A 14,371-nucleotide genomic window follows, 5' to 3' on the forward strand; every position below is an offset into this window, starting at 1 on the left:
GGTTTTGTGTTTATTTAGTCCTATTAAGGCTGTCGTAAATGATAACTCTTAGTCTTGGTAAAGGCGCGAATACCTTGATGGGAAAGCGTAGCACCGAAACCAGAATGCTTGCGACCACTCCAAGGCAACGCAGCACTTACGCGGTCACAGCAATTCCAATAGGCAGTACCTGAATCCATTTGTGCTAAAATGTGCTGGGCTCTACTTTCATTAACACTATACACCGAAGAGGTTAGTCCATAGGCCGTGTCTTTCATTAAGGCAATGGCTTCTTCATCATCTTTGACTTTTTGTATACCAATAATAGGGCCGAAGGATTCTTCTTTCATGACGTCCATTTGGTGATTTACATCCACTAAAACGGTTGGTTCGAAATAGTAACCCTTACCAGGGATGGCTTTGCCTCCTGTTAGTATTTTAGCTCCTAAATCCACGGCTTGCTTTACTTGATTTTCCAAAAGGGCAATTTGTGCTTTTCTAGAAAGGGGGCCTAAATAAACTCCTTCTTCCGTAGGGGTGCCTATTTTCCAGGATTTTACTTCTTTCACAAATTCAGAAACATAGGCATCATATACTTTTTCATGCACATAAATACGTTCTACCGAACAGCAACTTTGTCCATTATTATAAAAAGCGCCATCCGCTGTTCCTGCCGCTATGCCTGCTAAGTCTGTCACTTCATCGGTTACATATAATGGATCTTTACCCCCTAATTCACATTGAACAGGGACCATCTTATGGGCTACTTGCGTGTATATTTTTTGTCCAGTTTGGTAAGACCCTGTAAAATAATAACCATTAAAAGGCATATCTAAAAGGCTTGCACCTACCGCACCTGCTCCGATGGCTAATTGGAATACCTCTTCAGGTACACCAGCTGCATGGAAATATTTGGCAATTTCAATGCCGGTTAAGCTTGCATATTCAGAAGGTTTATACATTACTGCATTTCCGGCTAAAAGAGCCGGAACAAATACATTAGTCCCTACTAAATAGGGATAATTCCAAGCAGATATGTTGCAAATGACCCCCAATGGTTCATAGACAATTTTCTCTAGCATCCCTGAACTATCTGACATGATTTCTTCCTTCAAATAAGCTGTGGCATGTTCACAAAGCCATTGGATTCGGGCTCTTGCCCCATTGATTTCATTGCGTGACTGTTGTAGCGGTTTACCCACTTCAGAACTTAAAATAGCGGCCAGCTCTTCCCTGTTTTCTTCTAAAAGTGCTGAAAATTTGAGCACAATTTTGATGCGTTCGGACAATGATTGGGCAGCCCAAGCCTGTTGACCTGCTTGTAATAAACCAAATTTTTGTGCCAAAGAAGTTGAGGAATCTTCCCTTAATTCTTGAATAACTTGTTCCGTGGCGGGATTAATAACTTGCATAGCTTATAATGAATGAATGATCGCGGATAAAAATGATTGTTTAATGTTTTCAGATAAAGGACTTTTCTCCTTTTCTTCCATGCGTTCTGGATGCCATTGTACACAAAGCATAAAAGCATGATCTTGTTTATGAAGGTATTCCAATGCCTCTGGGCTATTCGTTTCAGGTGCCCAAGCGGAAATCATAAGATTATTACCTAATTGTGCTGGGTCAATAGCTTGATGATGGGCCGAATTGACTTCTCCTTGGCTAAGTCGACTAATGTTCGCTAACAGGCTATCTCCATTAATCTGGATGGAATGTTTTCTATCTGTATTTCCTGCCTTTTTATGTACTCCATTGGCCTCTTCTCCCAAGTCTTGAATGAGCTTTCCTCCTTCGATAACTTGGACAAGTTGCATGCCCCGACAAATCCCCAACAATGCTTTGTGATGAGCTTTGGCATACCTGTAGATGGATCCTTCAAAATAATCTCGTTCGGTTTCAAATTCTTCGGGTTTGTGCGGGTAATCGATTGCCCCTTGGTACAACGAGGTGTCAATATCACAACCTCCACTCAGTACAAATCCATCACATAAAGCGAAATCGGAATCAGTACTTTTTCCAGCTTTCAGTTCAATTAGTTCCACTTTCCCTGCATCTACCTCCGGGTCAAACCAGCGGAGGTAATTCTGGAAATTGGTACTACTATAACTTATGCCCAAACGAATTTTCATTACCTAAAGAGCTTCTAAATACAGGTTTTTAAAATCTTCTCGACTAACAGGTTTTGGGTTGTTAGGGTGAGCAAAGTCGGCAATAGCCAAATCAGCTAAGGTTTCAATATGTTCATCTTTGACCCCCACTTCACGTAATTGATGCGGAATACCAATTTTACTATTTAATTCAAACAGAAAATTCACCACTCCTTGTCCACTTTCATCCTTAATTTCTAAGGTTCGTGCAATGCGACGGAATTTTTCTTCAAAACCTGAAATATTGAATTTCATGCCATAAGGCAAATTGACGGCATTGGCTAATCCATGGTGCGTATCCAATAAAGAGGACATAGGATGTGCCAAAGAATGAACAACGCCTAAACCTTTTTGGAAGGCAACTGCGCCCATTAAAGAGGCAATCAACATATTGCTTTTGGATTCAAGGTCTGGATTTTTGACAGCTTTTTCCATGGATTTAGCAATCAAGGAAATACCTTCCAAGGCAATGCCTTCACACAATGGATGGGACATTTTGGCAATGTAGGCTTCCAAATTATGTGTCAAAGCATCCATACCCGTAGCTGCAGTTACGGCAGGAGGTAAATCCATGGTAAGCATAGGGTCAGCAAAGATGGTTTTAGCCAATAATTTCGGAGAAAAAAGAATCTTTTTTTGATGAGTAATATCATCAGCAATGATGGCACTACGACCTACTTCTGAACCTGTACCTGCCGTAGTAGGGATGGTGATAAAGTGAGGGACTTCGTTGGTAACATAGATGTCTCCACCAATTAAGTCATCGTATTTAAATAAATCTTCTCGATGGTTTACGCGCAAAACCATGGCTCTTGCTACGTCCATTGCGGCACCTCCACCGATTCCTACAATGGAATCCCTTTGGCTAGCGTCATAGGCATCAACACCTAAATAAACGTCTGATTTTACAGGATTTTTATGAATTTGAGAAAAGACCTCCACCGAGATATTTTTCTTTTCGAGCGATTGAATGAAGGATTTAAAAAAATCCAAGCCAGCTACCACTGGGTCAGTCACTACCAAAGGTTTTTGGAGATTATTTTTGATTAAATAATCCGCTACTTCGTTGATAGCACCTGCACCAAAACGGATGGTGGTTGGGAAATTGTACTGTAAAATAGATGAAGACATGTGTTTAAAATATAGGCTTGATTAAATGATTTCAAAATAACGTTTGTATTCCCAGTCGGTCACAGATTTTAAGTGCTGTTGCCATTCCCAAGTTCTTGTCATGGTGAAGTGGGAAACAAATTCTTCGCCAAAAATCTCTTTGGCAATACTTGATTGTTGCATATTTCGGGTAGCATCGATCAAGGTATGGGGAATACTACCATGAGAATAATCTAAATATCCATTTCCTGTGGTAGGATCTTGAAGCGCAAGTTTATGTTTTATGCCATATAAACCAGCTCCCAAACAGGCAGAAATGGCTAAATATGGATTTACATCCGCACCTATAACACGAGTCTCTATACGAGCAGAACTAGCTCCAGCGCTTAATACTCGTAAAGCAACGGTACGGTTATCCAGTCCCCAAGTCAAGGTGGTTGGAGCCCAAGCGCCCTCCACCAGTCTTTTATAACTGTTAATGGTTGGGGCAAACATGGGTAATATATGTGGTAGGCATTGTAAAATACCCGCTAAATAATGTTTTGCAGTTTGGCTTAAATGGTAAGGATCTTGGGCATCGTAAAATAAGTTGGTTGAGCCATCGGCATCCCAAAGACTTTGATGTACGTGTCCACCGCAGCCTGGCAGGTTTTCATCAATTTTTGCCATGAAAGTGGCCATGATTTGATGTTTATAGGCAATTTCCTTTACAGCCGTTTTGAAAAGGACCGCTCTATCCGCTGCCTCCAAAGCACCTGAATGAGCAATAGCCGCTTCATAGGTGCCTGGCCCAGTTTCGGTATGTAATCCTTCAATTGGAACGTTGAAAGCTTTTAGTTGTTCGAATAAATCGTTGAAAAACGGATTATTCAGGGTGGTTCTAAGTACGGAGTAACCAAACATCCCAGGACTTAGGGGCTTTAGGTTTTTATATTGCTTATCCTGGGCCGAATCTGGGGTTTCAGCGAAATTGAACCATTCAAATTCTTGAGCAAAAATGGGATTAAAATCTAAGGCTTTTGCCTCAGATATGATTTTTTTCAGTAATTGCCTTGGACAAACAGAGGATGGACTTCCATCTTGCTCTAAGAAATCTCCCAGTACAAAAGGAAGATTATTCTCCCAGGGAATTTGTCGAAATGTACTCAAATCTAGTTGGGCCGGTGTATCAGGAAAACCGCTATGCCAACCGGTTTTTTTGCCATCACTGTACAAAACATCGGCGGCATCCCATCCAAAAACGACATCACAAAAGGTGGTGCCTTTTTCCAAAATAGACAAGAATTTTTCGGTGGAAATGTATTTGCCACGCAAAATCCCATCGATATCCGTGAAAGCAATTTTTACCTTCGAGGTCGGGTGGGCAGATAAATAGTTTTTTAGTTCGGTAGAGGTCATTTTCTACGTTGAAAATTAGGGTTTATGGGTCAATTTAGGTCCAAAAAATCGATATATGATACTGCTGCTTAGTAAAATCAAAAAATAGATGGCCGCCTGAGTAGGATTATAATACATCATGGATAGCATGGATACGGCTGAGATAATCAAGGCAATCCAAGGGAAATAAGGGAAAAAAGGAGTTTTAAAAGGTCTTTCTAAATGGGGTTCCTTTTTTCTGAGCACTAAAATAGATACCATGGATACGGCATAAAGTGTTAGTGCTCCAAAAACAGAAATGGTGATGATTTCAGCCGTTTTGCCCGTTAATAAAGCTAAAATCCCTAAGGTCATATTGATGAATAAAGCATTGGCTGGGGTTTGGAATTTACGATGAACTCGTCCTAAAAAAGGAGGTGCAGCATGTACTTTGCCTAATTCATAGGTAGATCGACCCGCAGCTAGAATAATGCCATTAAATGAGGCAATCAGGCCAAAAAGACCGACGGAAATTAATAAATGGTACAAGAGGTTGCTATCGCCTACTACCTGTTTTAAGGCTAATGGTAGCGGTGAATCCGATAAAGAGCCGTCGGCTTGGTAGACAATGGATTCCCAACCGTTAACTCCAATGGAACTGAAAAAAGTGAGCATGCACAGGACCACTAAGGTCAAAATAGCTGAACCGAATCCTATCAGAATGGTTTTTTGAGGATTTATCGCCTCTTCAGCCACATTGGCGACCCCCTCAATGCCCAAAAAGAACCAGATGGCAAAGGGAATGGCAGCAAAAAATCCTGACCAGCCATGGGGTAGCGGATTGCTTTGAAGGTGTTTTAATTCAAATGCGGGTAAGGTGATACCTGCAAAAAGCAATAATTCTCCGACAGCCAGAATGGTGATAGTTAATTCGAAGATGGCGGCTGCTTTTACGCCATAGGCATTGAGTGCGGTAAACAGAAAATAGGAGGCTATCGCAATACTGAGTATAGGGATTTGAGGGAAAAACAAATTAAAATACGCACCTATCGCAAAGGCAATGGCCGGTGGAGCAAAGATGAATTCAATGGTTTGGGCCATACCCGCGATAAAGCCCCAAGTAGGTCCTAAGGCTCTGCCTGCATAATCAAAACCACCTCCTGCCTTGGGTATGGCACAGGCTAATTCGGTATAGGAAAAAGTAAATGTGGTATATAGAAGGATAATAAGGAGGGTGGCTAAACCAAGACCTAAGGTTCCTCCTTTTTCTAGTCCAAGATTCCAGCCAAAATACATGCCTGATATGACATATCCGACACCAAGACCCCACAACATGAGTGGGCTTAAGGTTCTTTTTAATCCAGGTTCCTTTTCTGGCATCATTTGATAGGTTTTAGAGGCAATAGCTAATAAGACTTTAAATTAGATAAATATGTCCAAAGCTCAAAATGTCAAAATGAGGCTAGCGACCAAATTACACCGATTTTAATATCAATTTGTTGGACAATATATGTGAATGGAGAATCGTTTCACGCAGGAACCGTTTAACGCTGTCAAGGTTTCAAACCTTGACAGCGTTGCGGCGTGAAGAAAAAAAAGCCCTAAAAACCTGATCAATGTCTTCCTTGAAGGGGTCCCTATCGGTTGTTTTTCATTTTTATCATAAGCTAATTTCTTTAGTATTGTAGCTTGAAAATAGACAGTATGAATACTAAAGTGTTTAAAGATGCCCAAACGGCATTATTTGATGTTTCGTCTGGGGCAAAGGTGATGTTGGGAGGATTCGGTCTGGCTGGAATACCTGAAAATTCGATAGCGGAATTGAGTAGGAAAGGGGTGAAGGATTTGACTTGTATATCCAATGAGGCTGGGGTAGACGATTTTGGTTTAGGGATATTATTGAAAAACAAACAAATTAAATGCATGATTTCCTCTTTTATTGGGGAAAATGAGCTGTTTGAAGAGCAACTTTTATCGGGGGAATTGGAAGTCAAATTAGTTCCACAGGGGACATTAGCTGAGCGTATACGAGCAGCTGGAGCTGGTATTCCTGCATTTTTTACTCCTGCTGGAGTAGGTACGGAGGTGGCTGAGGGTAAAGAGATTCGAGTGTTTCAAGGGAAAGAATACCTTTTAGAAGAAGCACTTTCCGCTGATTTTGCTTTAGTAAAAGCTTGGAAAGGCGATTTGGAAGGGAATTTGGTTTTCCATGGTACTTCCCGAAATTTTAATCCTATGATGGCTCAAGCTGGTAAAATTACCATAGCCGAAGTAGAGGAATTGCTTCCTTTGGGAGCTCTTGATCCAGATGAAGTTCATTTGCCTGGTATTTATGTGAATCGGATTTTTCAAGGAAAGGATTATCAGAAAAGGATTGAGCATCGGACCACCGACAAAGACCTGGCACAAATTGCGGTTTATGATGCTCAAAAGGAAATTATTGCTAAGCGTTTAGCTTTGGAAATTAAGGATGGCGACTATGTGAATTTGGGGATTGGAATTCCTACCATGGTGGCCAATCATATTCCTGCAGGTATGCGAGTCATATTACAATCTGAGAATGGTTTATTGGGTATTGGGCCCTTTCCTCCGGAGGATTTAGTTGATCCCGAAGTAATCAATGCAGGTAAGCAAACGATATCCATGATACCAGGGGCTTCCTTATTTAGCTCGGTAGATAGTTTTGCCATGATTCGGGGGGCTCATATTGATGTTACGATACTAGGAGGGATGGAAGTTTCGGAAAATGGCGATTTAGCTAATTGGAAAATTCCGGGTAAGCAAGTTAAAGGTATGGGCGGTGCTATGGATTTGGTGGCCTCTGCGCCTAATATTATTGTTGCCATGCTTCATCAGAATAAAGATGGTAAATCTAAATTGTTGAAAACATGTGATTTGCCCTTAACAGGTAAATCATGTGTCCGCCGAGTAGTTACCGACCTTGCTGTGATTGATATTCTACCTGAAGGAGGTTTTTTGTTGGTAGAGCGTGCACCAGGTGTAAGTATTGAAAAAATTAAAGCTGCTACGGCGGCAGAATTAATTATTCGAGGTGAAATAAAAGAAATGTCAATAAATTAATTGCATTATTTTTTATTTATTTAAATATTTAATTAGAAAAATGTTTAATTATTTAAATTTTAAATTAAAGAGTGTATTTTTTTATAAAAATGTTGAATTCTGTGAAGTCTGAGATTTTAGTATTTGCGACCAATGCTTCAGTGTTTTTCAAATAAGCGATTCTCGTCGCCTTGAAATTGGTCGTAATCTTTATAAAAAAATAGAATCAAGATTGAGATTTGATTTGTTTTAATCCTGATTTTTAGCAGTGATCGAGTATTTTTTTGCCTTCATTTAGGCTAATTTTTTTGTTCAATTTAGCCAAATCTTGTAAACTTAAGTTTAAATTAATTTCAATCAAGATTTTTATTAATTTTAAATATGATTGAAATAATTATATATAATAATTGTTTTGTTCAATTAAATAGTATCTAATTTGAAATTAAGAACAAAAAATAGAATTAAAGTTCTTGATTTTAAATTTTTTTAATCTATTTTTGTGAAGCATCTTCTTAAATGATGTTTGCTCCCGTGTTCTAAATTTTTACATCATTCCGTGTTCTATAATTTCTCATGATACTAAATCTTTCTTTTCTAGGACTGGTCGTTGCGTTACTGCTCTACATATACCGCGAGGGTAGAGCTTATGCCAAAATCCTTCTAGCTATTTTTTACTTCTTGACAAGTGTTTTTGGTATTGTTCATGACGTTACCAGCACGCCTCGTTCTGAGTTCATGATTTCCTTGTTTGCCATCAATTTTAGTCCCTTGTATTTCCTAATGGGGCCTGTTTTCTTCCTTTTTGTCAAGGTCATAATAGGAAGAGAAAGAATGGTGCAAAAAGACTGGTTGCATGTTATTCCCGCGGTATTATTTTTCATCAACATTTTGCCTCATTTATTCTCTTCTTTTGATGAAAAGCTACTTTTGGCTCACAAAATTGTAGAGAATTCAGAAGCTTTGTATGATGCTCCGTATCTGATAATACCTACTTTTATTCAGTCCATGTCTCGTCCTGTATTCACTATAGGATACTTTATTTACACAGGTTTTTATTTGATTAAACGTTGTCGAATTAAAAACTATTTTGTTACGCACAAAGTCAGTATACTTTGGATTGCGCTTATCATCTTTTTATACATTCTGCTCAATACAGCTGCATTTTTGGTTTTTTTAAACAATTTAGAGCTTAAAAATTCAAATCATAGTTTGTTGAGTCCTACGGTAATGAAGGTTTGTTATGATGTAAAGTATTGGGTTTATTCTTTGCAAAATTTATCCATCCTATTTATCCCTTACGTATTATTTAGTCCTCAATACAAGAAAAAGAAACATAGTACTTCCCGTAGTCAAGGTGATTTAGTGCTTTCAACTTTTGCACCTCCAGTGAAACGTGCAGCCGTTTCTACGTCTTATGAAGTTCCTTATTTTCGTTTGGAAGAAATTGGCCATCAAATAGCTAAATACTGTGCAGATGAGCCATATTTAAGGAGCCGCTTTTCATTGTCTATGATTTCTGAGGATACCAAAATACCTTATTATCAATTGTCTTATTATTTCAATAATCATTTAGGAGTAAGTTTTAATGATTGGAAAAATGAGTTACGTGTTAAGCATATTATTACCTTAATTCAATCAGGAAAAGCCCAGCAGAACACCTTAGAGGCCTTAGCGCATTCTTCTGGCTTTTTATCTAGATCTAATTTTGTGAAAGCATTTAAATACAATACGGGTAAAACGCCATCCGAGTATTTAAAGGATATGAAGAACGGAATTTAAAATTGAGAACAAGTTGCTATAGTTTTTATGTACGTCATTGGCATATTTTTAGTAACTTTCGATTGTTATTTTGTTCCTTTTAATTTGTGTTTTATTCAATAAGCCTATACCCAATTTCATTAGACCAAAGAATATAGGAAAGTCTTAATCTAATGTATTTGTGTTCTATTAGTTAATTTATGCTTCAAAGAATCACTAGTATTCTTTTATTTAGTTCTATTCGAAAATCAATAATTGGCAAATCTGCCTATATGGCTTTTTTGGGCCTATATTTATTTAACCTAAGTTTTGATTCTTTTGCCCAACGTAGCTATTCTCCTTTAGCTCCTTCTTATGCTCAAGCCGCAGTAATACCCTATTCACAAGATGTATTTGTGTCGCAATCGGAAGATAGTTTAGATCTGACTTTTGCTAAAAAAAGGGTATTAAAGGCTAAAAATGGGGTTGATTTTCATTTAAGATCTTTTTTTTCCAAGGCGGATTATCGCGATCAATTATTTAAGTTTTTCCCGGGTAAGCGTAAGCAAATGGATGCATCTTTTGACGAAAGGGCGGTTTCTTTACGAAATCTCGTACTAGGCAATGGCTTATTTGTGCCTATCCATTTTGTGAAATGGGAAAATATGCACGGAGCCATGGCAAGTTATAGTTCCATCGGTCCAGATGGTCGTCCGAGGATATACATGAATAAAGAATATTCAGAAGGCCAGGGGAATTTTGTATATCCAGAAGCAACAGACTCTCAAATGATTTCTTTGCTATTGCAAGAATATGGCCATGCCATGGATGATTATTTGAATGGTTTGGAGGATTCTCCGGGTGATGAGGGGGATTTGTTTGCTACACGATTATTGAAATTAGGCGTAACCGAAAGGTACGTCGAAACTGTTTTGGTTCGAAATGACCATAATAAAATCAAGGTAGATGGAAAAGATATTTATGTAGAAGATTCTGGTGTTTATTTGTTGGAGGCTTGGCCAGCTACGACAGCTTCTGGCGGAGGTACAACTTGGACAACAGGTGCTGCAAAATCAACCAATACTCCATTGCGTTTAGAAACAGCGGTGATTGCTAATGCATGGAACGCAACCGCAGGAGGAGCTGGATCAATTACTGCCGTCTTTTGGGATGGCGGTACGTCCATAGCAGGTACTGTCAATTTTCAAATGACAGCCGCTACACCAGCTAACACCGTTTTAGGCTTTTTGACAGGTGGTGCTGGTACTGCTGGTTATTTATTGGAATTACCCAATTCTACGACCACCTTGACAGCTAGTACAGCCTACACCTTAGCGAATGGTAGTGAAGGAACTACGGTTCAAACTTTTTCTGCTGCCATTGGTACTCAATCTACTTTGGCCTTAACGAATACTTCTAGGATAGCAGGAGTAACAACAACACTTACCGCACGTTCTAAAAATACATCAAATACTTTTGTCAATGGAATTATAGCTACTTTTAGTTCTACAAGTGGTACTGCAGTATTAACAGGTACAAATCCTGTTACAACGGCAAATTCAGGAGGAACTGGCACTGCTACTATTACTGTTTCCGATACTAAAGTAGGTTCTACTGTATTTAATGTTGAATTGAAAAGCACAGGTAATTATTATGTGATAGAAACAGCAACATTAACAGTAACTCCAGGTACGGCCACAAAATTAGCAATAACAGGTAATGGCACTCAAACGGCGGGGGGAAGTCAAACCATCACCCTTACGGCTCAAGATACTTATGGTAATACGGCCACTGCTTACACCGGGGCAAAAAATTTAACATTTTCAGGGGCCGCAAGTTCACCCAATCCTGTTACCAATCCTACCGTACAGAACAGTTCCGCTGCTGATATTAATTTTGGTGCAACCACTGCAGAAACATTTTCTGCCGGTGTAGCAACAGCAATTATGAAATTATACGATGCAGAGACAGCATCTATTTCGGTAACAGATGGTACGATATCCTCATCGGGTGGGGATAATTTATCCGTCGTGGTTAGTCCATCCACCATGACTAAGTTATCTACTAATTTAGCAACTCCCCAAACCAATGGCTCGGCATTTACAGGAACCAATACTTTAACTGCTGAGGATGCTTACGGTAATACGGTAACTTCATTTAATGCTGCTACTAATAACGTGACAGTGACTAATTCTCTGGGAGGAACGGTAAGTGGTTTAGGTACAGGTGCTAACAATGTATTGAATCAGGCGGGAGATTTCACCAGTGGTGTAGCTAATTTGACAAGTGATGGAATGACTTATACGGGAACCAGCGGTACGGGGACCTTTACTTTCACTCCAGCAACTGGTACAGCCATAACCAGCAGTTCCATTGTGGTAAATCCTGGGGCAGCTACTAAACTAGTCATTACTGGAACAGGCACTCAAACCGCAGGAAATAGTCAGAATATAACTTTGACCGCTTATGATGCCAGTGGTAACATTGCCACATCCTATACAGGAGACAAAACCTTAACTTTTTCAGGTGCCAATGCATCCATCAGCCCTGCTACTAATCCAACTGTAACCAATAAAAATGCGGTGGCAATTAATTTTGGTTCAAGCACCCTCATAACATTTACGAATGGAGTTGCATCTTCTGTTCCTATGTCCTTATTTAGAGCTGAATCTGCTACGATTTCTGTCACAGATGGATCTATTAGTTCTACTGGAGGTGATAATTTAAGTGTTACCGTTAGTGCAGCTGCCTTTAATAAATTGGCAGTAAGTTTGGCTAGTCCACAAATCAACGGCACCGCCTTTACCGGGACGAATACCTTGACAGCTCAAGATGCTTATGGAAATACGGTAACAACATTTAGTGCTGCCACCAACAATGTTACGGTAACAACGAGCTTGACAGGAACAGTAAGTGGCTTAGGATCAGGACTTAATCATATATTGAATCAGGCGGGTGATTTTGTCAGCGGGGTGGCTAACTTAACCAGTTTAGGATTAAAATATACAGGAACATCAGGATCAGGAACATTTACCTTTACTCCAACGAGTGGTACAGCTGCAACTAGTTCAAGTATCACGGTCAATGCCGGTGCCGCAACTAAATTTAGTATCACTGGTACAGGTACTCAAACAGCAGGAAATAGTCAATTTATCAATATTTTCGCCCTTGATGCTAGTGGAAATGTGGCCACAACCTACACAGGAGATAAAACTCTAACTTTTTCAGGGGCCACTGCCTCCCCGAATCCTGTGACCAATCCAACCATTACAGATAAGAACTCGGCATTAATAAATTTTGGTACAGGTACAGTCATAACTTTCACCACGGGTGCAGCCATTAATGTTGTTTTGACTGTATATAAAGCAGAATCAGCTACAATAAATGCGAGTGATGGAGCCATTAACTCGAACACAGGCGGAACATTGAATGTGACAGTTGGTTCATCAACGATGACCAGATTAGCGGTAAGCTTAGCTAGTCCGCAGATTAATGGCACAGCCTTTACAGGAACGAATACCTTAACGGCACTAGATGCTTATGGTAATACCGCGACTGGATTTAATGCCTCGACAAACAATGTAACGGTGACTAATTCCTTAGGAGGAACGGTGACAGGTTTAGGATCTGGAGGAACCAATGTATTGAATCAAGCTGGAGACTTTACAAGTGGAGTAGCAAATTTAACCAGTGATGGAATGATTTATACTGGAACCTCGGGAGCAGGAACCTTTACATTCACTCCAGCCACAGGAACTGCGGTGACTAGTTCTAGTGTGACGGTAAGTCCAGGAGCAGCAACGAGATTAGTGGTAACAGGAACAGCAAGCCAAACAGCTGGAGCAACCAATTCGATAACGATTACAGCTAAAGATGCGAGTGGTAATACCGTAACAACATATACTGGCTCCAAGAATTTAACATTCTCAGGAGCAAACAGTTCAACTGCACCAGTTACCACAGCTAAGGTAACGAATAGTTCCGCAGCCGATATAGCTTTTGGATCAACGACAGCATTGACTTTTGCCTCGGGAAGCGTAACAACGAACATGAAATTGTACCGTGCTGAAACAGCATTAGTAGCAGTGACCGATGGTTCGATTTCAGCAGCAGGAGCAGATCGTTTGACAGTGACTGTGAATCCATCGACGATGACGAAACTGGCAGTAAGCTTAGCTAGTCCTCAGATTAATGGCACAGCCTTTACAGGAACGAATACCTTAACGGCGCAAGATGCCTATGGTAATACCGCTACTGGATTCAATGCCTCGACAAACAATGTAACGGTGACTAATTCCCTAGGAGGAACGGTGACAGGTTTAGGATCTGGAGGAACCAATGTATTGAATCAAGCTGGAGACTTTACAAGTGGAGTAGCAAATTTAACCACCGATGGAATCACCTATACGGGAACCTCAGGAGCAGGAACCTTTACATTCACTCCAGCCACAGGAACTGCGGTGACTAGTTCTAGTGTGACGGTAAGTCCAGGTGCTGCAACTAAATTTGTAGTAACTGGTTCAGGCACACAGGTAGCAGGAGTAGCTCAAACGGTGACTATAACGGCACAAGATGCGAGTGGTAATACAGCTACGACGTACACAGGGGCGAAAAGTGTAACATTCTCTGGAGCCTTAGCTTCAATTAATCCTTCGACAACGCCAACAGTAGCGGGCACGAACTTTGGTACGGCGACGAGCTTGACCTTTACAGCGGGTGTGGCTACAGGTTCGATGATTTTATATCGAGCGGAATCGGCTACGGTGAATGCGACAGAAGGAGCAATCAATTCGAATACGGGTGGAACTTTGAATGTGACGGTCAGCGCAGCTGCCTTTAATAAATTGGCAGTAAGTTTGGCTAGTCCACAAATTAATGGAAGCAACTTTACAGGAACGAATACCTTAACGGCACAAGATGCTTTTGGGAATACGGTAACAACCTTTAGTGCTGCCACTACAAATGTGACAGTGACGTCCACT

At 40.2% G+C, this 14,371-nt stretch carries 8 protein-coding genes; 3 read left to right on the top strand and 5 right to left on the bottom strand.

The annotated features are described in order from the left end of the window. Positions 1-23 precede the first annotated feature (23 nt). From ACST15_RS05250 to eat, 5 genes are read right to left on the bottom strand one after another with little or no spacing between them, the layout of a single operon-like run. Positions 24-1,391: an aldehyde dehydrogenase family protein gene (locus tag ACST15_RS05250; protein ID WP_459453635.1), complete on the bottom strand. Its 1,368-nt coding sequence runs from the start codon at positions 1,389-1,391 to the stop codon at positions 24-26. 3 nt (positions 1,392-1,394) lie between these two features. Further along, positions 1,395-2,108 carry a gamma-glutamyl-gamma-aminobutyrate hydrolase family protein gene (locus ACST15_RS05255; protein WP_459453636.1) on the bottom strand — a complete coding sequence of 238 codons (714 nt, stop codon included), beginning with the start codon at positions 2,106-2,108 and terminating at the stop codon, positions 1,395-1,397. Between the two features lie 3 nt (positions 2,109-2,111). Continuing rightward, positions 2,112-3,257, bottom strand: coding sequence for an iron-containing alcohol dehydrogenase (locus tag ACST15_RS05260; RefSeq protein WP_459453637.1), 1,146 nt, complete (start codon positions 3,255-3,257; stop codon positions 2,112-2,114). 21 nt (positions 3,258-3,278) lie between these two features. Further along, positions 3,279-4,634, bottom strand: coding sequence for a glutamine synthetase family protein (locus ACST15_RS05265; protein WP_459453638.1), 1,356 nt, complete (start codon positions 4,632-4,634; stop codon positions 3,279-3,281). Between the two features lie 15 nt (positions 4,635-4,649). Then, positions 4,650-5,975 carry an ethanolamine permease gene (gene eat / locus ACST15_RS05270; RefSeq protein ID WP_459453639.1) on the bottom strand — a complete coding sequence of 442 codons (1,326 nt, stop codon included), beginning with the start codon at positions 5,973-5,975 and terminating at the stop codon, positions 4,650-4,652. 321 nt (positions 5,976-6,296) lie between these two features. Here eat and ACST15_RS05275 point away from each other — a divergent pair, with 321 nt between their 5' ends. The 3 genes from ACST15_RS05275 to ACST15_RS05285 all read left to right on the top strand — a co-directional run. Beyond that, entirely contained in the window at positions 6,297-7,673 is a 1,377-nt protein-coding gene (locus ACST15_RS05275; RefSeq protein WP_459453640.1) for a 3-oxoacid CoA-transferase, read from the top strand. 552 nt (positions 7,674-8,225) lie between these two features. Then, a complete protein-coding gene (locus ACST15_RS05280) occupies positions 8,226-9,431 on the top strand; it encodes a helix-turn-helix domain-containing protein (protein WP_459453641.1) in 1,206 nt (401 codons plus the stop codon). 179 nt (positions 9,432-9,610) lie between these two features. Continuing rightward, positions 9,611-14,371, top strand: a 4,761-nt coding sequence (locus ACST15_RS05285) for a beta strand repeat-containing protein (protein WP_459453642.1), incomplete at its 3' end; no start/stop codon positions are given.

This window comes from Aquirufa sp. Wall-65K1 (genome assembly GCF_054558475.1).

What these genes read in the sequence shown, in the direction of transcription:
- ACST15_RS05260 (WP_459453637.1), bottom strand. Translation starts at nt 3,257, where the DNA reads ATGTCTTCATCTATTTTACAGTACAATTTCCCAACCACCATCCGTTTT.
- ACST15_RS05250 (WP_459453635.1), bottom strand. Translation starts at nt 1,391, where the DNA reads ATGCAAGTTATTAATCCCGCCACGGAACAAGTTATTCAAGAATTAAGG.
- ACST15_RS05255 (WP_459453636.1), bottom strand. Translation starts at nt 2,108, where the DNA reads ATGAAAATTCGTTTGGGCATAAGTTATAGTAGTACCAATTTCCAGAAT.
- eat (WP_459453639.1), bottom strand. Translation starts at nt 5,975, where the DNA reads ATGATGCCAGAAAAGGAACCTGGATTAAAAAGAACCTTAAGCCCACTC.
- ACST15_RS05265 (WP_459453638.1), bottom strand. Translation starts at nt 4,634, where the DNA reads ATGACCTCTACCGAACTAAAAAACTATTTATCTGCCCACCCGACCTCG.
- ACST15_RS05275 (WP_459453640.1), top strand. Translation starts at nt 6,297, where the DNA reads ATGAATACTAAAGTGTTTAAAGATGCCCAAACGGCATTATTTGATGTT.
- ACST15_RS05280 (WP_459453641.1), top strand. Translation starts at nt 8,226, where the DNA reads ATGATACTAAATCTTTCTTTTCTAGGACTGGTCGTTGCGTTACTGCTC.